At 71.5% G+C, this 19244-nt stretch carries 15 protein-coding genes; 9 read left to right on the top strand and 6 right to left on the bottom strand.

Annotated elements, in window-relative coordinates; all coding sequences use genetic code 11:
* Position 1 precedes the first annotated feature (1 nt).
* Positions 2-2482 (bottom strand): nitrite reductase large subunit NirB, encoded by a 2481-nt coding sequence (gene nirB, locus YWW_RS0103980; RefSeq protein WP_026929080.1) that lies wholly within the window; start codon positions 2480-2482, stop codon positions 2-4.
* A complete protein-coding gene (locus YWW_RS28220) occupies positions 2479-3900 on the bottom strand; it encodes an FAD-dependent oxidoreductase (RefSeq protein WP_081687174.1) in 1422 nt (473 codons plus the stop codon). Before YWW_RS28220 ends, nirB begins: the two co-directional genes overlap by 4 nt.
* A 348-nt stretch (positions 3901-4248) precedes the next feature.
* Between YWW_RS28220 and YWW_RS28215 the strand changes: the two genes are divergently transcribed.
* A complete protein-coding gene (locus YWW_RS28215; protein WP_051325350.1) occupies positions 4249-6438 on the top strand; it encodes a terpene synthase family protein in 2190 nt (729 codons plus the stop codon).
* Here the strand turns inward: YWW_RS28215 and YWW_RS36395 are convergent.
* The gene (locus YWW_RS36395; RefSeq protein ID WP_026929079.1) at positions 6392-6958 is read right to left on the bottom strand and encodes a hypothetical protein; all 567 of its coding nucleotides are present in this window, start codon (positions 6956-6958) and stop codon (positions 6392-6394) included. The genes YWW_RS28215 and YWW_RS36395 overlap by 47 nt on opposite strands.
* Positions 6959-6994: 36 nt before the next feature.
* Between YWW_RS36395 and YWW_RS0103960 the strand changes: the two genes are divergently transcribed.
* From YWW_RS0103960 to YWW_RS0103935, 6 genes are all read left to right on the top strand, one after another.
* The gene (locus YWW_RS0103960) at positions 6995-7780 is read left to right on the top strand and encodes a bestrophin-like domain (RefSeq protein WP_026929078.1); all 786 of its coding nucleotides are present in this window, start codon (positions 6995-6997) and stop codon (positions 7778-7780) included.
* A gap of 90 nt (positions 7781-7870) precedes the next feature.
* Positions 7871-9289, top strand: a complete 1419-nt coding sequence (locus YWW_RS0103955) for a family 2B encapsulin nanocompartment shell protein (protein ID WP_026929077.1) — start codon at positions 7871-7873, stop codon at positions 9287-9289.
* 82 nt (positions 9290-9371) lie between these two features.
* A complete protein-coding gene (locus YWW_RS35710; protein ID WP_035704019.1) occupies positions 9372-10385 on the top strand; it encodes a polyprenyl synthetase family protein in 1014 nt (337 codons plus the stop codon).
* Positions 10382-11350 (top strand): 4-hydroxy-3-methylbut-2-enyl diphosphate reductase, encoded by a 969-nt coding sequence (gene ispH, locus YWW_RS35705; RefSeq protein WP_051325349.1) that lies wholly within the window; start codon positions 10382-10384, stop codon positions 11348-11350. Before YWW_RS35710 ends, ispH begins: the two co-directional genes overlap by 4 nt.
* A gap of 23 nt (positions 11351-11373) precedes the next feature.
* A complete protein-coding gene (locus YWW_RS0103940) occupies positions 11374-11607 on the top strand; it encodes a hypothetical protein (RefSeq protein WP_026929075.1) in 234 nt (77 codons plus the stop codon).
* Positions 11607-12005 carry a TA system VapC family ribonuclease toxin gene (locus YWW_RS0103935; protein WP_026929074.1) on the top strand — a complete coding sequence of 133 codons (399 nt, stop codon included), beginning with the start codon at positions 11607-11609 and terminating at the stop codon, positions 12003-12005. Before YWW_RS0103940 ends, YWW_RS0103935 begins: the two co-directional genes overlap by 1 nt.
* A gap of 153 nt (positions 12006-12158) precedes the next feature.
* On the opposite strand, the gene YWW_RS0103930 is transcribed toward YWW_RS0103935, so the two are convergent.
* The 3 genes from YWW_RS0103930 to YWW_RS0103920 all read right to left on the bottom strand — a co-directional run bounded on the left by YWW_RS0103930 (position 12159) and on the right by YWW_RS0103920 (position 17031).
* Entirely contained in the window at positions 12159-13292 is a 1134-nt protein-coding gene (locus YWW_RS0103930; RefSeq protein ID WP_051325348.1) for an alpha/beta hydrolase family protein, read from the bottom strand.
* Positions 13293-13426: 134 nt separating this feature from the next.
* Entirely contained in the window at positions 13427-15502 is a 2076-nt protein-coding gene (locus tag YWW_RS0103925; RefSeq protein WP_026929072.1) for a molybdopterin oxidoreductase family protein, read from the bottom strand.
* Positions 15503-15615: 113 nt separating this feature from the next.
* The gene (locus YWW_RS0103920) at positions 15616-17031 is read right to left on the bottom strand and encodes an MFS transporter (protein ID WP_051325347.1); all 1416 of its coding nucleotides are present in this window, start codon (positions 17029-17031) and stop codon (positions 15616-15618) included.
* 186 nt (positions 17032-17217) lie between these two features.
* On the opposite strand from YWW_RS0103920, the gene YWW_RS0103915 reads away from it, so the two are divergent.
* Both YWW_RS0103915 and YWW_RS0103910 read left to right on the top strand, forming a co-directional pair.
* Positions 17218-18135 carry an ABC transporter ATP-binding protein gene (locus YWW_RS0103915; RefSeq protein ID WP_026929070.1) on the top strand — a complete coding sequence of 306 codons (918 nt, stop codon included), beginning with the start codon at positions 17218-17220 and terminating at the stop codon, positions 18133-18135.
* Positions 18132-19226, top strand: coding sequence for an ABC transporter permease (locus YWW_RS0103910; protein WP_081687172.1), 1095 nt, complete (start codon positions 18132-18134; stop codon positions 19224-19226). The genes YWW_RS0103915 and YWW_RS0103910 overlap by 4 nt, the downstream gene beginning before the upstream one ends.
* The last annotated feature ends 18 nt before the right edge of the window (positions 19227-19244 follow it).

Raw genomic sequence — 19244 nt, 5'->3', positions numbered from 1 at the left:
ACTACTTCCTTTCAGGCGTGCCGAGCAGCACCGGTCCGGTGTGCGAGCGTTCGGTGGTGCCCGCGGGGAAGCGCTGCCCGCGGACGGTCTCGAATTCGATCGACGGGTCGGGGGTCTCGGGGGCGTTGACGAAGGAGACGAAGCGCTGGAGCTTCTCGGGGTCGTCCAGGACGCCCTTCCACTCGTCGGCGTAGTGCTCGACGTGCGAGGCCATGAGGGCGTCGAGCTCGTCGCAGATGCCGAGCCTGTCATCGACGATGACTTCGCGGAGGTAGTCGATGCCGCCTTCGAGGGACTCGACCCATTTGGAGGTGCGCTGGAGCCGGTCGGCCGTGGAGATGTAGAACATCAGGAAGCGGTCGATGGTGCGCACGAGCGTCTCGGCGTCGACGTCGGCGAGGAGGAGGTCGGCGTGGCGGGGCGTGAAGCCGCCGTTGCCGCCGACGTAGAGGTTCCAGCCGTTCTCGGTGCCGATGACGCCGAAGTCCTTGCTTCGGGCCTCGGCGCATTCGCGGGCGCACCCCGAGACCGCCGACTTCAGCTTGTGGGGGCTGCGCAGGCCCCGGTAGCGCAGTTCGAGGTCGATGGCCATCTTGACCGAGTCCTGGACGCCGTAGCGGCACCAGTCGGTGCCGACGCAGGACTTGACGGTGCGCAGGGCCTTGCCGTAGGCGTGGCCGGACTCGAATCCGGCGTCGACCAGGCGCCGCCAGATCTTCGGCAGGTCCTCGACGCGGGCGCCGAACATGTCGATGCGCTGGCCGCCGGTGATCTTGGTGTAGAGCCCGAAGTCGCGGGCGACCTCGCCGATGACGATGAGCTTCTCGGGCGTGATCTCGCCGCCGGGTATGCGCGGGACGACGGAGTAGGTGCCGTTGCGCTGGAGGTTGGCGAGGAAGTGGTCGTTGGTGTCCTGGAGCGCGGCCTGCTCGCCGTCGAGGATGTGGCCGCCGCCCAGGCTCGCCAGGATCGAGGCGACGGCGGGCTTGCACAGGTCGCAGCCGGCGCCGACGCCGTAGCGGGCGATGAGCTCGGAGAAGGTGGTGATGCCGGTGACCTTGACGATGTCGAACAGTTCGGCCCGGGACTGCGTGAAGTGCTCGCACACCGATGTGGAGACTTCGACGCCGCCCTCGGCGAGGAGCTGCTTGAGCATGGGCACGCACGAGCCGCAGCCGGTGCCCGCGCGGGTGCAGTCCTTGAGGGCGCCGACGTCGGTGCAGCCTTCGTGGATGGCGCCCATGATGTCGCCCTTGGTGACGGCGTTGCACGAGCACACCTGGGCGCCGTCGGGGAGCCCGGCCTGGACTTCGCCGGAGGAGAGCAGGTCGGCCAGCTGCGCGGGCACGGGCCCGCCGACGCTGGCGCGCAGCAGCGGGTACGGCTCGGCGTTGCCGACGAGCATGCCGCCCAGGAGGGTCCGGGCGTCGTCGGAGAGGATGAGCTTGGCGTAGACGCCTTCGGCCGGGTCGAGGTAGGTGGTGGCGAGCGGGCCGTCCATGGCGCCGAACTGGGCGACGTCGACGCCGAGGAGCTTGAGCTTGGTGGACAGGTCGGCGCCGGGGAAGGTGGCCTCGCCGCCGGCGAGCCGGTCGGCGACGACCTCGGCCATGGTGTAGCCGGGGGCGACCAGGCCGTAGCAGACGCCTTCCATCGCGGCGACCTCGCCGATGGCGTAGACGTCGGGGTCCGAGGTCTGGCAGGCGGTGTCGGTGATGACGCCGCCCCGCTCGCCGACGTCGATGCCGCACTCGCGGGCGAGCTGGTCGCGGGGGCGCACCCCGGCGGCGAAGACGATGAGGTCGGTGTCGAAGGCGAGGCCTTCGACGTTGGTCTCCATGCGCAGGCGGCCGGAGGCCGCGGAGATCTTCGTGCCGCCGGTGGAGCAGGCGACGTCGATGCCGAGCCGTTCGATGTGCCGCCTGAGGACGCCGCCGCCGGCCTCGTCGAGCTGGCGGGCCATGAGCCACGGCGCGAACTCGACGATCTGGGTCTCGAGGCCGAGCAGGCGCAGCGCGTTGGCGGCTTCGAGGCCGAGCAGGCCGCCGCCGACGACGACGCCGTGGCGGCGCCCCTGCGCGCGGGCCTTGATCGCCTCGAGGTCCTCGATGGTGCGGTAGACGAACACGCCTTCGAGGTCGGCGCCTTCGACGGGCGGGACGAAGGCGGCCGAGCCGGTGGCGAGCACGAGCTTGTCGTAGGGGTACTCACCGCGCTCGGTGCGGACGGCGCGGGCGGCGCGGTCGATGGCCGTCGCCGCTTCGCCGAGCCGGACGTCCACGCCGGGCAGTTCGGTGGCGAGGGAGAGCTCCTCGGCACTGACGCCATCGAAGAACGCCGAGAGGCGGACCCGATCGTAGGCGGGGCGCGGTTCCTCGGCGAGGACCGTGACCTCCCAGGACGGGTCGCGCTCGACGATCGCCTCCAGGAAGCGGCGTCCGACCATGCCGTCGCCGACCACTGCCAATCGCTTGCTGCTCATGCTGCTACCTCATTCAGGATCGCTGCGGCCTCGCCGAGGCCGGCGACGGTTCCGTTCAGCCACTTGCACACGCTCGCGACGTCGTCGACGCAGGTGCCGCAGCCGGTGGAGGCCTGTGTGGCGTCCGACAGCGCCTCCGGGGTGCGCGCTCCGGAGCGGAACGCGTCGGCCAGTTCCCGCTTCGTGACGTTGTTGCACCGGCACACCACGGCCTCGTCGGGCATGGACTCGGGTGTCGAGGGCGCCACCGACACCGACTCGCCGGGCCGTCCCATCAGGAGGGTGCGGCGGTCGTGCGGGACCGGGTCGCCGGTGTCGAACAGCTGCACCACCTGGCCGACCATCGGGTTGTCGCCGAGCATGACCGCGCCGGCCAGGCGGCCGTTCCCGTCGATGACGAGGCGGGCGTAGGTGCCGCGGACGGGGTCGGCGAAGGAGACCACTTCGTCGCCTTCGGTCTCGCCCATCGCGGCGAGGTCGATCCCGGTGGCCTTGAGGCGCGTGACCAGCCGTGAGCCGGTGTAGGCGGCGTCGGGATCGACGCCGGAGAGGAGGTCGGCCACGACATCGGCCTGCTCCCAGGCGGGGCCGACGAGTCCGTAGGGGATGCCGCGGTGCTCGGCGCAGTCGCCGACGGCGAACACGTCGGGGTGGGAGGTGCGGCACTGGTCGTCGATGACGACGCCGCGGCCCACTTCGAGGCCCATGGACCGGGCGAGGCCGGTCTCGGGGCGGATGCCGCAGGAGACGACCATGAGCTGGCCGGTGACGGTGCGCCCGTCGGCGAGGACGAGGGTCAGGCCGTCGTCGCCGTGGATGACGCGCGTGGTCTGGGCGTCGGTGATCGAGTTGACGCCGAGTTCGGCGTAGGTGGCGGCCAGGACCTGGGAGCCGAGCGGGTCGAGCTGGCGTTCCATCAGGTGGCCGGCGGCGTGGACGACGGTGACGTCGAGGCCGCGCCCGGCGAGGCCGCGGGCGGCCTCGAGGCCGAGGAGGCCGCCGCCGAGGACGACGGCGTTGGCCCGGTTCTCGGTCTCGGTGAGGATCCGGCGGGCGTCCTCGACGGTGCGCAGGACGTACGCTCCGGCGGGGAGCGGCAGGAGTCCGGGGACGGGCGGCACGAAGGCTTCGGCGCCGGTGGCGAGGACGAGCTTGTCGAAGGCGGCGCCGTCGATCGTCTTGGCGTCGAGGTCGACGTCCTTGACGGTCTCGCCGAGGCGCAGCTCGACGTGCTCGGGGGGCCCGGGCAGGGCGATCTCGGCCTCGGACTGCTTTCCGGCGATCATGCTGGACAGCAGGATCCTGTTGTAGGCGGCGCTGGACTCGGCGCCGAACACGGTGACCTCGAGGCCGCGGCGCCCGAGTTCACGGGCTATGCGGGCCCCGGCCATGCCGTAGCCGACGATGGCGACCTTCACGCGCTGGACCTCCCGGTGTCGGCGGGTGCTGCTGGCGGCGCGGCCCTGCGGTCCGCGCTGTCGTGGTGACGGCGTTGTCCGGCCTCGACGGACCTCTAGCGTCACTCGGGGCTGTTACACAGTGGCGCGGCATTTGTTTCGCGCGTGCTAAGTAGTCCTCACTCCGGCCCGGGCGCGACCGGACGGCCGGGCTCGGCGCGGCGGGTGCGCTCGGACGCCCGGGTGCGATTCGCACACAGGGCGTCTAGACGTTTTCCGCACGGCATCGCCGCGGGGGTGGTGATCAAGGGAATCGGCTCCTAGAGTGATATCCGACGTAATCCGAAGGTTTCACCCATTTGGAGTACTATGTCTTCCGACGACCCGTTCGCGCTGCCCGTGTTCTACCTGCCGTACCCCGCCCGGCTCAATCCGCACCTGGAGGGCGCCCGCACCCACGCCCGCATCTGGGCGAAGGAGATGGGGATGCTCGACGCCCCGGCCGCCGACGGCGGCGTCATCTGGGACGAGGCGGAGCTCGAGCGCCACGACTACGGGCTGCTGTGCGCGTACACGCACCCCGACTGCGGCGCCGAGGCGCTCGAGCTGATCACCGACTGGTACGTGTGGGTGTTCTTCTTCGACGACCACTTCCTCGATGCGTTCAAGCGCACGCGGGACACCGCCGGGGCGAAGGCCTACCTCGACCGGATCATGCTGTTCATGCCGCTGGACTTGGGGGAGGTCCCCGAGCCGACCAACCCGGTCGAGCGGGGGCTGGTGGACCTGTGGTCGCGCACCGCGCCGGCCATGTCGCCGGGGTGGCGGCGGCGCTTCAGCGTCAGCACCGAGGGCCTGCTCATGGAGTCGCTGTGGGAGCTGGCGAACATCGCCACCGACCGGGTCGCCAACCCGATCGAGTACATCGCGATGCGCCGCAAGGTCGGCGGGGCGCCGTGGTCGGCGGGCCTGGTCGAGTACGCCGTCGGCGCGGAGGTGCCGGACGCGATCGCCGCCGAACGGCCGCTGCGGGTGCTGCGCGACACCTTCGCCGACGGCGTCCACCTGCGCAACGACCTGTTCTCGTATCGGCGGGAGGTCGCCGAGGAGGGCGAGAACGCCAACGCGGTGCTCGTCTTCGAGCGCTTCCTCGGCTGCTCGACGCAGCGTGCCGCCGAGCTGGTGAACGACATCCTGACCTCGCGGCTCCACCAGTTCGAGAACACGGCGCTCACCGAGATGCCGCCGCTGTGCGCCGAGCGGGGCGTCACGCCGCCCGAGCAGCTCGCGGTCGCCTTGTACGCCAAGGGGCTCCAGGACTGGCAGGCCGGCGGGCACGAGTGGCACATGCGCTCGAGCCGGTACATGAACGACGCGGCCGAGCGGGTGCTGGGCGGGCCGAACGGCCTGGGGACCTCGGCCGCGCGCGTCGCGGCCTCGGGGCCCAGGCAGCACGCCCGCGCGCCGTTCAGGAAGGTGGGGCCGACGCGGCTGCCGGAGATCCGCGTGCCGTTCGAGCTCAAGCTCGGCCCGCACACCGACGCGGGCCGGCGGCACTGCTGCGAGTGGACAGAGCGGGTGGGCATGACCGTGCGCGATCCGCTGCGGCCGGGCTCGGGTCTGTGGACGCCGGAGCAGCTGGCGTCGTTCGACTTCCCGCTGTGCGCCTCGGGCATCGACCCGGACGGCACGCTCGAGGAGATCGAGCTGTCGTCCGACTGGCTCGCGTGGGGCACCTACGGCGACGACTACTACCCGTCGGTGTTCGGGCGTTCCAGAAACCTCGCGGCGGCCGTGGCGCAGAATCGCAGGCTCCAGCGGTGCATGCCGCTCGACCTCGGCCCGGTGCCCGAGGCGGTCGGCCCGCTGGAGACGGGCCTGGCGGACCTGTGGTCCCGGACGGCGCCCGCGCTGGACGAGACCGGGCGGGCGGAGTTCAGGCGGGCCGTGGAGACGATGATCGAGGGCTGGCTGTGGGAGCTGCACACCGCGGCGCAGAACCGCGTCCCGGACCCGGTGGACTACGTCGAGATGCGCCGGGCGACGTTCGGCTCGGACATGACGATGAGCCTGGCGCGGCTCACCACGGGGCGGCTGGTGCCGGACGAGGTGTTCGCCTCCCGGCCGGTGCGGGAGATGGAGGACGGCGCCGTCGACGCGGCCTGCTTCATCAACGACGTCTTCTCCTACCAGAAGGAGATCGAGGTCGAGGGGGAGCTCATCAACGGCGTGGCGGTGATCGAGGAGTTCCTCGAATGCCCCAAGGACGAGGCCGTCGCGGTGCTGTGCGATCTGATCCGGGTCAGGCTCGAGCAGTTCGAGCTGATCGCGGGGACGGAGCTGCCGGCGGTGGCCGATGAGTTCGAACTGGAGGCCGGGGCCCGCGAGGCCCTGGACGCCTACGTCGAGGAGCTCCGCAACTGGGTGGCGGCGATCCTCAACTGGCACGTCGAGACCGGCCGGTACCGCGAGGAGGAGCTCAGGCCCCTCCCCGATCTCGGCCCGGGGACGGTCAGCTCCGGCGCCCGACCGCCGCTCCCGCGCCAGAGGCCACGGTGAAGGCGAGCATCACGGCCATCATGCGGCGCTTGGTCTCGACGGTGTCGTCCGAGTCGGTCTCGGCGACGGGCTCGGGGTCCTCGATCGCGAGGTGCTCGGGCAGCGGCGGCACCGGGCTCGGCGGCGCGGACGAGGGCGACGGCGCTTCGGGCGTCGGCTCGGGCGGAGGGGGCGCGGGGGCCGGCTCGGACGGGCTCGGCGATTCGGGGGCCGCGGTCGTCGGCTCCGGCGCGGGAGGCGAAGGCGGCGTCGTCGGGGACGGCGAAGGAGACGGGGAATGAGAGGGGCTCGGAGGATGCGGGGAATCGGGCGGCTCGGTCGGGCTCGGCGGCTCGGAGGCCGGGCACGGCAGCAGCGGCGGGAGCAGCGGGAGGTCGAGGCACAGGTGGATCTCGACGTCGATGAGCGCGCCGTGGGCCGGTGCTTCGCTCGACAGGGCCAGCGCGGACGCCGCGGTCGCTCCGGCGGCCGCGAGGACGATGAGCCCCCGGCGAACGACCGACTTATATGCGTGCTTCATGACTTAGATTCTGATTTACGGACTTTAAGGCTGTCAATGGCAATCTGGTGGGAAAGCCTGGCGTTCACCCTCGCGGTGGTGGCGGCGGTCAGCGTGCTCGTCGCGCTGCTCCAGCGGTTCGCGCCGCCGACGCGGCGCGAACGCAACAACGAGATCGGCACGACGCTGTTCGAGCTGCTCACGGTCCTGTACGCGGTGGTGCTCGCGTTCGTGCTCATCACCGCCTGGGAGGCCCGCAACGAGGCCGGGAGCGTCACGTACCAGGAGGCCGGAGCGCTGGTCGAGGTGTACTGGACGGCCGAGACGCTGCCGGACGCCGAGCGCGACGAGACGCGACAGGCGGTGCGCGACTACACCGAGCTGGTGATCGGCGCCGAATGGGAGTCCATGCGCGAGCAGCACCGGGTCGACTCGGCGGGGCTGCTGCTCATCGACCGGATGCGTGCCCCGCTGTCGGCGGTCCCCGAGCCGGACGACGTGCTCCAGACGCGGCTCGACGACGCCCGCGAGCAGATCCGGGACCTCACCGACCACCGCACGGAGCGGCTCCTCCAAGCCCAGCGCGGCCTCTCAGGGCCGATGTGGACAGTGCTGCTGGCGGGGGCGCTGCTGGTGTTCGGGGTCTCGCTGACGCTCGGCACGCCGACGCGGCGCTTCCAGTTCGTCCTCGTCGGACTGATCTCGGGCATGGTCGCGCTCATGCTGGCGGCCACCTACCAGCTCGAATACCCGTTCAGCCGGGGCGAGGCCATCGAACCGGACGCCTACGAGACCGCGCTCGACCGCTACGACGAGATCGACGCGCACTACACGGACCGATGAGCAGATCGAGAGTTCACACACCGATAACAACCGAATGAACATCTGACGCAAGCGAAGAGCAGTACACGCTCCAACGTGAGGATTCACATCATGTCCGACTCGGTACTCACCAACACGACGCCTCCGGCGCACACCGGCAACGGCCAAGAGCAGACGAGCCTGTCCACGGCCGCGGCCCGCAACCTCGCCTCCACCACCAAATCGGCACCGCAGATGCAGGAGATCACCTCCAGGTGGCTGCTGCGGATCCTGCCGTGGGTCCAGACCTCCGGCGGCACCTACCGCGTCAACCGGCGGCTCACCTACACCGTGGGCGACGGGCGCGTCCAGTTCACCAGCGAGGGCGCCGCGGTCCGGGTCATCCCGTCCGAGCTCGGCGAGATCGCGCAGCTGCGCGGCTTCGACGACGAGGCCGCGCTCGAAGCGATCGCCGACCGCTTCGAGCAGCGCGAGGTCGAGGCCGGCGAGCACCTCGCCAGGAGCGGCGAGGCGGTCGACGGGCTCCACCTGATCGCGCACGGCCGCGTCGACCAGCTCGTCTCGGGGCCCTACGGCGACCGGGCCGCGGTGGACGTGCTCATGGACGGCGACCACTTCGGCTCGCACGCCCTGACCGAGGACGGGCCCGTGTGGGAGCACGACGTCGTGGCCTCCACGCCGACCACGGTGCTCACGCTGCCGTCCGAGGCGATCGCCGAGATCACCGAGCGGATCCCGGCCCTGGCCGAGCACCTCGATCGCTACCGCGCGGGGCTGTCGGCCAAGTCCAACAAGTACGGCGAGGCCGCGATCGACATCGCCGCCGGGCACGACGGCGAACCCGACCTGCCGCGGACCTTCGTGGACTACGAGCTCGCGCCGCGCGAGTACGAGCTGTCGGTGGCACAGACGGTGCTGCGCGTCCACACCCGCGTCGCCGACCTCTACAACAAGCCGATGAACCAGATGGAGCAGCAGCTCCGGCTCACCGTCGAGGCCCTCCGCGAGCAGCAGGAGGACCAGATGGTCAACAACCGCGGCTTCGGGCTGCTGCACAACGCCGCGCTGGAGCAGCGCATCCCGACCCGCACGGGGCCGCCGACGCCGGACGACCTCGACGAGCTGCTCAGCCGGCGCCGCAAGCCCGAGTACCTGCTCGCGCACCCGAAGGCGATCGCCGCCATCGGGCGCGAGTGCAGCAAGCGGGGCCTCTACCCGTCGACCGTCGAGTTCGGCGGCCACCACATCCCGGCGTGGCGGGGCGTGCCGATCCTGCCGTGCAACAAGATCCCGGTGAGCCCCGCGCGCACCACCTCGATCCTGTGCATGCGGACCGGCGAGGACGAGCAGGGCGTGGTCGGCCTGCACCAGACCGGCCTGCCGGACGAGTACGAACCGGGCCTGTCGGTCCGGTTCATGGGCATCGACGAGAAGGCCGTCATGTCCTACCTGGTCAGCGCCTACTTCTCGGCGGCGGTCCTGGTGCCCGACGCGCTCGGCATCCTCGAGAACGTCGAGATCGGCCGCTGAGACCGAACCCGGGCGCCCGCCGGTGAGCGGCGGGCGCCCGGGACCGCAACCCGATCCTCGAACAGCTGACCTGGGAGGCCACATGACCGTGCTGACCGACCGCTACGCCGCCGAACGCGAGGCCATCGACACCGGGCTGCGGTCCGCCGTCGAACGGCTCCCCGCCGCGGCGGCCCGCGCCGCCGCCTACCACTTCGGATGGACCGACGCCGACGGCCGACCGGCCGGGGGCGGCTCCGGCAAGGCCCTGCGGCCGCTGCTGACCCTCCTGGCCGCCAAAGCCGTCGCGGGCCGGTGGCGGCCCGCCGTCCCGGCGGCGGTGGCCGTGGAGCTGGTCCACAACTTCTCACTCGTCCACGACGACATCATCGACCGCGACACGCTGCGCAGGCACCGCCCGACCGTCTGGAAGGCCTTCGGGACGACCGACGCGATCCTGCTCGGCGACGCGATGCACGCCCTGGCGTTCGAGGTCCTCGCGGGCACGGGCGGCTCGCGGGCCGCCGAGGCGGTCGGGCGGCTGGCCTCGACCGTCCGCACCCTCATCGAAGGGCAGCTGGCCGACACCGGCTTCGAGGGCCGCGAGCGGGTCGGCCTGGCCGAGTGCACTGCCATGTCCGAGGCGAAGACCGCCTCGCTCATGGGCTGCGCCACCGCGCTCGGCGCGCTGTACGCGGGCGGGACCGCCGCGCAGGTGGCGGCGCTGCGCGACTTCGGGCTCCGGCTCGGGCTGGCGTTCCAGCACGTCGACGACCTGCTGGGCATCTGGGGCGACCCGGCGGCCACCGGGAAGTCGGTGTACTCGGACCTGCGCAACCGCAAGAAGTCGCTGCCGGTGACGGCCGCGCTCGACTCGGGCCGTCCCGAGTCGGCGGAGCTGGCGGTGCTGTACGGGCGCACCGGCCCGCTGAACGAGGCCGAGCTGCGGCGCGCCGCCGAGCTGGTGGAGGCGTGCGGCGGCAAGAGGGCCGGCGAGTCCGCGGCGGCGGCGCTCGCGGACTCGGCCTCGGCCGCGCTCGCGACGGCGAGCCTGCGCCCGGAGGCGGTCGCGGAGCTGGGCGAGCTGGCCGCGGGGACCGTGGGGAGGACGGGATGAGCGGGCCGCGGCGGATCCTGCTGCCGTCGCCGCGCTCGTTCTGCGCGGGCGTGGAGCGGGCGATCGACATCGTGGAGCGGCTGCTGGAGCGGCACGGGCCGCCGGTGTACGTGCGCAATCAGATCGTCCACAACGCCCAGGTGGTGGGCGACCTGGAGTCGCGGGGCGCGGTGTTCGTCTCCGAGCTCGACGAGGTGCCGAAGGACGCGCTCGTGGTGTTCTCGGCGCACGGCGTGGCCCCGGCCGTGCAGGCCGACGCGGCGCGGCGGGGACTGGACGCGGTGGACGCGACGTGCCCGCTGGTGTCCAAGGTGCACGCCGAGGCGCGGCGGGCGGCCGACGCGGGCGACACCGTCGTCCTCATCGGGCACGCGGGCCACGAGGAGGTCGTCGGCACCATGGGCGTGGCCCCGGAGCGGACGGTGCTGGTGGAAGAGGTCGGGGACGTCGAGCGTCTGGACGTCCCCGACCCCGGCAGGCTCACCTACCTGGCGCAGACGACGCTCGCGGTGGCCGAGGTCGAGCGGATCGCGGCGGCGCTGCTGCGGCGCTTCCCGGCGATCAAGGCGCCGAAGACGGACGACGTCTGCTATGCCACCACGAACCGGCAGGCCGCGCTGGCGGCCGTGGTGGAGGAGGCGGAGCTGGTGCTCGTGATCGGCTCGGTGAACTCGTCGAACTCGAACCGGCTCGTGGAGCTGGCGCGGAACGCGGGCACCGAGGCGCACCTCATCGACGGGGCGGAGGAGATCGAGCGGGAGTGGATCGAGCGGGCCGGGACGGTGGCGGTGACGGCCGGGGCCTCGGCGCCGCCCGCGCTGGTGGACGAGGTGGTGGAGGCGATCGCGAGGCTCGGCCCGGTCGAGGTGGTCGAGCGGAGCGTCGCGGAGGAGACCACGGAGTTCCTCCTCCCCCAGCGGCTGCGCCGCGACGAACGAAACACGAAAAACGAGAAATCATCATGATGCGACGATGACATGATGGTTCCATGCGTACTACCGTCGATCTTCCGAACGACCTGCATCAGCAGGCACTCGCCATCGCGCGGGACACCGCGACGACGCTCAGCGATGTCGTGGCGAAATATTTCCGGCGCGGGCTCCAATCCGACCATTTGGCCGAGGGCGAGGTCAGAAGAAGCCCGTTGACCGGCTTGCCGGTCGTGAGTGTGGGACATGTCGTCACCTCTGAAGACGTCCGAAGCCTGGAGGACGACGAATAGTGGCCTGGCTCCTCGACGTCAATGTGCTCGCCGCTTTGGCGATAGACGAGCACAACCATCACGATGTCGCTGAGCGGTGGTTCGCCGAACGCGAAGGCGGGTTCGCCACCTGCCCGATCACTCAGGGAGGGTTGGTCAGGTCGCTCTTGCGAGAGGGGAGATCCGCCATCACCGCAATCGAGGTGCTCGAGGGGTTCACCTCGTTCACCGGTCATGAATTCTGGCCGGACGATCTTCCATACACCGCGGTCTCTCTCAAAGGCGTCGTTGGGCACCGACAGGTAGCCGACGCATATCTCGCGGGACTCGCGAGGGCTCGAAGCGGTAAAGTCGCGACCTTCGATTCCGGAATGTCGAGCCTGCACTCCGATGTGGCGGTGCTCATCCCAAAAAGCTGACCGGCTTCCGACGGCTGCGCGCCGCCGGGGCCGGTAAAAAGCGACCGAAACGACATCTCCGAACGGATCGAGGAGATCCTGCGGCGAGAGCAAGAGTGGTGGCGGCCTACCGGCGCTTCGCGCCGGTAGGCCGCCTTGCGGTGGCGTTCGGTGCTACGGGTTGTGGAAGCGGACCTCGGGCCAGTCCTCGTTGGGGCCGTCGAGGATCGGGTCCTCTTCGCCGCGCAGGTGCTCGTCGGCGAAGGCGGTCACATAGGCGCGGGTCAGCCGGTCGGCGTAGAAGCCGTCGAGGTCCTGGAGGGGCCTGCCGGCCTGGGCCCCGAGCGGGGCGAGGTCGGTGAAGGAGCTGTGGCCGGTGCCGTCGACGGTGATCCAGCGCTTCCAGCCGTCCAGGTGCTTCCACGCCTTCGTCCAGGTGTCGTCCTCGCCGGGCAGGCCGTGCTCGGCGGCGCCGACCATCATGAACGGACGGTCGAGCTTGTGCCGGTCCAGCGCGAAGAAGGTGCCGTCGAGGTTGAACCCGGCGTCGAAGCGGTCGTCGGCGAGCATGACGCGGTGGCTGCTCGCGCCGCCGATCGAGTGGCCGCCGACCACGACGCGGTCGGCGTCGATGACGCCGGAGTCCTCCCAGGCGGCGTCGTCGCCGGTGAGCTCGTCGAGCACGAACGTCAGGTCCTCGGCCCGGTTCGGGACGATGGCGTCGTAGTCGTCGGTCGTGCAGGCGAGGCATTCGGTGGTGCGGTCGGGGAAGGTGATCGGGGCCTCGTAGTTGTGGCCGACGGCCGCGACGGCGTAGCCCTGGCTGGCCAGCTCCTCGGCGACGCCGGTGAGCGTGGCGCGCGGGAAGGAGAAGCCCGGCGAGAGCATCACCAGCGGCAATGTCCCGTCGTCGGCGAGCGGCTCGGCGCCGGGCACCGAGTTCGTCTCGACGCTCGCGAGCAGTTCCGGCGGGGCTTCGAGCTGGGCGCCGAACAGGGCCGACTCCTCGGCGGTCATGTACGGCGCGGTCTCGCCGCCCTCCTCGTCGGTCGGGTACCACATCGTGACCATGAGTTCGCGGTCCTCTTCGGGCACCCACTGGTCGGCCCGGCCCTCGTCGACGAGGTGGAGGGTGTCGACGCCGGTCTCGAACTCGCCGGTCGGCTCGGGGATCGCGAGAGCGGGCTGCTGGGCGGGCTCGGGTCCGGCCGTCTCGGCGCCGGCGCTCGTGATCGCGAAGGCGCCGGCGCTCGCGGCGACCGCGACGGCGGTCGCACCGAGCAGGGCCCGTCTGGCATTGCGTTTCAAGTGTCGCTCCCAATCGGATGGCGTTGTGGTCGGCCCGGCCTCTGGCGGGGCCGGGCCGCACCACCAGTCTAGGAGCGGAAGGGGCTTGCCTCCCTGGGCAATTCGACCGGTTCGCCTCCGTCTTTCGGCCGAGTTCAGCCCTTGGCGACCGGGGCGATCTTGACGGCGCAGACCTTGAACTCGGGCATGCGCGAGATCGGGTCGAGGACGTCGGAGACGGCGGCGTTGGCGTTGGCGGCGCCGGGGAAGTGGAACGGGGAGAACACCGTGTCGGGCCGGATGTCGGCGGTCAGGCGGGCCGGGGCGGTGTAGGAGCCGCGGCGGGAGGTGACGCGCACCTGGTCGCCGTCGGCGATGCCGTGGCGCACGGCCGTGTCGGGGTGGATCTGGAGGAACTGCTCACTGTCGGGGGTGCCGCCGAGGGAGTCGATCAGGCGGGTCTGCGCCCCCGACTGGTACTGGGTGAGGACGCGGCCGGTCGTCAGGTACAGCGGGTAGACGTCGTCGCGGCGTTCGGCCGGGTGCCGGTGGTCGACCGCGATGAACCTGGCCCTGCCGTCGGGGGTGGCGAACTCGAAGTCGGCGAACATGCGCGGCGTGCCGCCGTGGTCCGGCGCGGGCACCGGCCACTGGAGGCCCCGCTCCTCGAGCCGCTCGTAGGTGACGCCGGAGTAGTCGGCACGGCCTCCGGCCGAGGCGCGGCCGAGCTCGGCGAAGACCGCCTCCGGGTCCGAGGAGTAGGTGCCGGGCGCGTCGAGGCGCTCGGCGAGTTCGGCCAGGACCCGCAGGTCGCTTCGGACGCCGTCGGGCGCGGGCCGCAGGGCGCGGCGGCGGATGATCCGGCCCTCCAGGTTGGTCATGGTGCCGTCCTCTTCGGCCCACTGCGTGACCGGCAGGACGACTTCGGCGAGCGCGGCGGTCTCGGACATGACGAAGTCGAATGACACGAGCGACTCCAGGGCCCTGAGCCGGTCGGAGACGCGGGCGGCGCGCGGCGCGGAGACGACCGGGTTCGAGCCGAGCACGAACAGCATCTTGACCTCGTCGCCGCATTTGCGCAGCAGCTCGACGGCGGAGACGCCCGCGCCGGGCAGCGTGTCGGGGTCGACGCCCCATACGGCGGCGACGTGCTCGCGATCGGCCGGGTCGTCGATCATGCGGTAGCCGGGGAGCTGGTCGGCCTTCTGGCCGTGCTCGCGTCCGCCCTGGCCGTTGCCCTGGCCGGTGATGCAGCCGTAGCCGGAGGACGGCCTGCCGGGCAGGCCGAGCGCGAGCGCGAGGTTGATCCAGGCGGTGACGGTGTCGACGCCGTTGGCGTGCTGCTCGGAGCCGCGGGCGGTCAGGATCGCCGTTCGCGCCCTGCCCGGGGCGTCGCCGATGCGTCCGGCGAGGAGGCGGGCGGCGGCGTACAGGTCGGGGACGCCGACGCCGGTGATGCGCTCGACGAACGCGGGCCAGTAGCCGGCGGCGGTCTGGCGGACCTCGTCGAAGCCGGTGGTGTGGGCGTCGATGTAGTCGTGGTCGATGTATCCCTGCTCGATGCAGATGTGCAGCAGGCCGTTGGCGAGCGCGAGGTCGGTGCCGGGCTGGGGCTGGAGGTGGAGCTGGGCGGCCTCGGCGGTGGCGGTGCGCCTCGGGTCGGCGACGATGAGCTCGCTTCGGGAGAGGAACCGCATGAACGGCGGCATGGTCTCGGCGGGGTTGGCGCCGACCAGGAGCACCACGTCGGCGTCCTTGAGGTCCTCGGCGGGGAACGGCAGGCCGCGGTCGACGCCGAAGGAGCGGTTCAGCGCCCCGGCCGCCGAGGACATGCAGAACCGGCCGTTGTAGTCGATGTGCCTGCTGCCCAAGGCGAGCCTGGTCCACTTGCCGAGCTGGTAGACCTTCTCGTTGGTGAGCCCGCCGCCGCCGAAGACGCCGACGGCGTCCCTGCCGTGCTCGGCCTGGACGGCGCGGATCCGCTCGGCGACGTGGTCGAGCGCCTCGTCCCAGGAGACGGGTTCGCCGCAGAGCAGCGGCCTGGTGAGGCGGGCCGGGTGGTCGAGGAGTTCGGGGGACGTCCAGCCCTTCTTGCACATGCCGCCGCCCCTCGGGGAGGCGGTGACCTCGCCGGCCTCGTCCTCCTCGAGTCGCATGCCGCACTGGAGGGCGCAGTAGGGGCAGTGGGTGTCGGCGGCGCGGACCACGGGAAGGCGGGTGCGAACGGTCATGCGGCGAGTGTGCTCCGGCGCCGTTACATCGTCACGAGCCGAATGTTTCCGGAATGCTAAGCGGCCCGCAATGTCTTCGACTGACGATTGCGGGCCGCTCTGGCGAGGAGCGTTCAGACCTTGGCGTAGGCGAGGCTCGGGGCCCGCTCCACGAAGACCCTCCGCTGGTAGAACCACCAGTTCATGGCCAGGAACAGGATGTAGGCCGCCAGGAAGCCGTACATGGCGGGGACGACCGAGCCGGTCTGCTCGTTGGCGATGCGGAACGCCTGGTTGATCAGGAAGCCGCCGAAGGCGCCGATCGCGGAGATCCAGCCGAGCGCGGCGGCGGTGAGCTTCTTCGCCTGGACGACCTCCTCCTCGGTGGCCTCGCGGCCGACGGCGGCGGTGGCCTCGGCCTTGAAGATCGCCGGGATCGAGCGGTAGGTCGAGCCGTTGGCGACGCCGCTCATCAGGAACAGGACCATGAAGGAGGTGAAGAACAGGGCGAAGGAGCCGGTGTCGATGCCCCAGACGGCGCCGAGGACGCCGCAGCCCATGAGGATGAACGACAGGCTGGTGATCGGGGCGCCGGCCCACTTGTCCGAGAGCCAGCCGCCGACGGGCCTCGACAGGGACCCGACCAGCGGGCCCAGGGCGGCCATCCACAGGGAGGCGAACTCGGGAAACTCGATCTGGATGACCAGCGGGAACGCGAAGGAGTAGCCGATGAAGGAGCCGAACGTGCCGATGTAGAGCACGCTCATCACCCAGGTGTGCTTGCGGGTCAGCGCCGGCAGCTGCTGCTTGATGGGGGTGCGCGAGACCGCTAGGTTGTCCATGTAGCGCCAGGCCATGAAGGCGGCGAACAGGGCCAGGACCAGCCACAGCAGCGGGACGTTGTGCAGCCAGATCCGCTCGCCCGCCTCGTCGGTGCCCTGGGAGGCGCCGACGACGCCGAGGGCGATCACGAACGGGCCGATGAACTGGACGGCCGGGACGCCGATGTTGCCGCCCGCGGCGTTGACGCCGAGGGCCGAACCGCGGTGGCGCTCGGGGTAGAAGTAGGAGATGTTGGCCATCGAGGAGGCGAAGTTGCCGCCGCCGAACCCGGCGGTGACGCCGGCGACGATGAACAGCCAGAACGGGGTGCCGGGCGTCATCAGGCAGTAGGCCAGGAGCACCGTCGGGATGACCAGGAGGCTCGCGGAGATGACGGTCCAGTTGCGGCCGCCGAAGACCGCGACGGCCGCGGTGTAGGGGATGCGCAGGAGCGAGCCGACGAGGTTCGGCACGGCGGTGAGCCAGAACAGCTGGCTGGTCGTGAAGTCGAATCCGGCCACCGCGAGGTAGGGGGTGACGATGCTGAACATGACCCACACCGAGAAGCCCAGGTGCTCGGCGACCACCGACCACAGCAGGTTGCGTCTTGCCACGGCGCTGCCGGTGGTGCGCCAGAACGCCTCGTCGTCGGGCCTCCAGTCGTCGATCCAGCCCTTGCGGGCGGCGGGCGGCGCTTCGGCCGTCGTCTCGGGCTTCGTCACTGTCATGCCCGCCAGCGTCGCCTCGGACCGTTGCCGCCGCGTGCGGCGTCCGTGCCGGGGCGGTGAAGTCCGCCGCACGGCCGTGCCGCGGGCGATGTGAACGGCCGCGGCTCCGCCGAGCGGCGTACGGACCGCCTACACCCGCAAGGCGAGAACCCGATCACATCGACCGATGGCATAGCGTTGACGGTTATGGACGCCGCCATCGAGGTCACCGACCTCCACAAGACCTACCGCGGCCGCCGGGTCGGGGAGGTCCGCGCCGTCGACGGGGTGAGCTTCCGCGTCGAGGCCGGTGAGTTCTTCGGCATCCTCGGCCCCAACGGGGCGGGGAAGACGACGACGCTGGAGATCGTCGAGGGCCTGCGCCGGCCCGACGGCGGCGAGGTGCGCCTGCTCGGGCGCTCGCCGTGGCCGCACTCGCCGGAGCTGTCGCAGCGCATGGGCGTGCAGTTGCAGGCGTCGTCGTTCTTCGAGTTCCTGACGGTGCGCGAGCAGATCGAGACCTTCGCCGAGCTCTACGGCGCCGGCAGGGACCGCGCGGCCGAGATGCTCGATCAGGTGGGCTTGAGCGAGAAGGCGGGCACGCGGTGCGAGAAGCTCTCGGGCGGGCAGCAGCAGCGGCTGTCGATCGCGTGCGCGCTCGTCGGCGACCCCGAGCTGGTGTTCCTCGACGAGCCGACGGCGGCGCTCGACCCGCAGGCGCGGCGGAACCTGTGGGACCTGATGCGCTCGATCAACGGCGAGGGCCGCACCGTGGTGCTGACGACGCACTACATGGAGGAGGCCGAGGCGCTGTGCGACCGGGTGGCGATCATGGACTCGGGGAGGATCCTCGCGGTGGACTCCCCCGCCGAGCTGATCCGCGGCCTCGACGCGCCGACGCGGGTGACGGTCGCGGCCGGGCAGTTGAGCGAGGCGCGCGTCAAGGAGCTCGCCGAGGGCGGGACGGCGACGTCCGATGACGAGGCGGTCGTGTTCGAGACGCGCGATCCGCGGACGCTGCTGACGGCGCTGGCCGCCGACGGGGCCCTGGAGGGCCTGGCGGTGCGCACGGCGAACCTCGAGGACGTGTTCTTGCACGTGACCGGACGGGAGTGGCGGGAATGAGCGTGGAGGCCCCGGTGCGGGAGGCGGCGCCGGTGCGGCGTTCGCGCGCGTTCGGCAGTCTGGTGCGGGCGCTGGGGATCAGCTGGGTGCGGGACCGCTCGCAGGTGTTCTTCAACCTGATCCTGCCGGGCATGTTCCTGGTGCTGCTGGCGAGCGTCTACGGCTCGGGCGAGACGCCGACGCCGCACGTGCTCGAGGTCGGCGACGCGCCGGTGCTCGAACAGGCCGAGCCGGGCGCGTTCGAGCTGGACGGGGCGGCGGACCTCGACGCGGCGCTGGAGGCGCTGGAGGAGGGCGACGCCGACGCGGCGGTCGTGCAGGACGGCGACGAGGTGACGGTCTACTACTCGCAGACGAACGCCACGAACGGGACGATCGCGCTGGAGCGGCTGTCGGGCCTGGTCGACGACGTCAACGTCGCGGTCCTGTCCGAGGCCGCCCCGGACGCGCCGGTGCTTCGCCTGGAGACCGACGCCGCCGAGGACCGCTCGCTCGAGCCGGTCCAGTACCTGGCCCCCGGCATCCTCGCGTGGGGCATCGCGATCTCCGGGGTGTTCGGCGCCGCGGGCACGCTCGTGGACTGGAAGCGGGACAAGCTGCTCCGGCGCCTGCGGCTGACGCCGGCGTCGGCGGGGACGTTCGTGGCCGCGCGCATCACGGTGAGCCTCTTGGTGGCGCTGCTCCAGACGGCGCTGTTCCTGGCGGTGGCGGTCGCGATGGGCCTGGAGCTGTCGGCGTGGACGTGGTTCGCGGTCCCGCTGGTGCTGCTCGGCACGGCGGCGTTCCTGGCGATCGGCGTGGTCATCGGCGGGATCGCCAAGACCGGGCCGGGGGCGGCCGGGCTGAGCAACATGGTCACGATGCCGATGGCGTTCATCTCGGGGGCGTTCTTCCCGCTCGCGGCCGCCCCGCAGTGGGTCCAGTGGCTGTCGGTGGTCTCCCCGATGCGCTATCTGAACGACGGCCTCCAGGCGGTGATCGTGCGCGGCGAGTCCCCGGTCTCGGTCCTGCCGGAGGTGGGAGTGCTGGCGCTCTTCGCCGCCGCGGTCGCCGTGTTCGCGTGGAAGACCTTCAAATTCGACGAGCTGTAGTCGTGTCGCAAGATATGC

It is taken from the genome of Glycomyces tenuis DSM 44171 (assembly GCF_000427885.1).
Lineage (GTDB): Bacteria > Actinomycetota > Actinomycetes > Mycobacteriales > Micromonosporaceae > Glycomyces > Glycomyces tenuis.
Note: the sequence above shows the minus strand (reverse complement) of the source record. Positions and strands in the feature narration are given on the sequence as shown.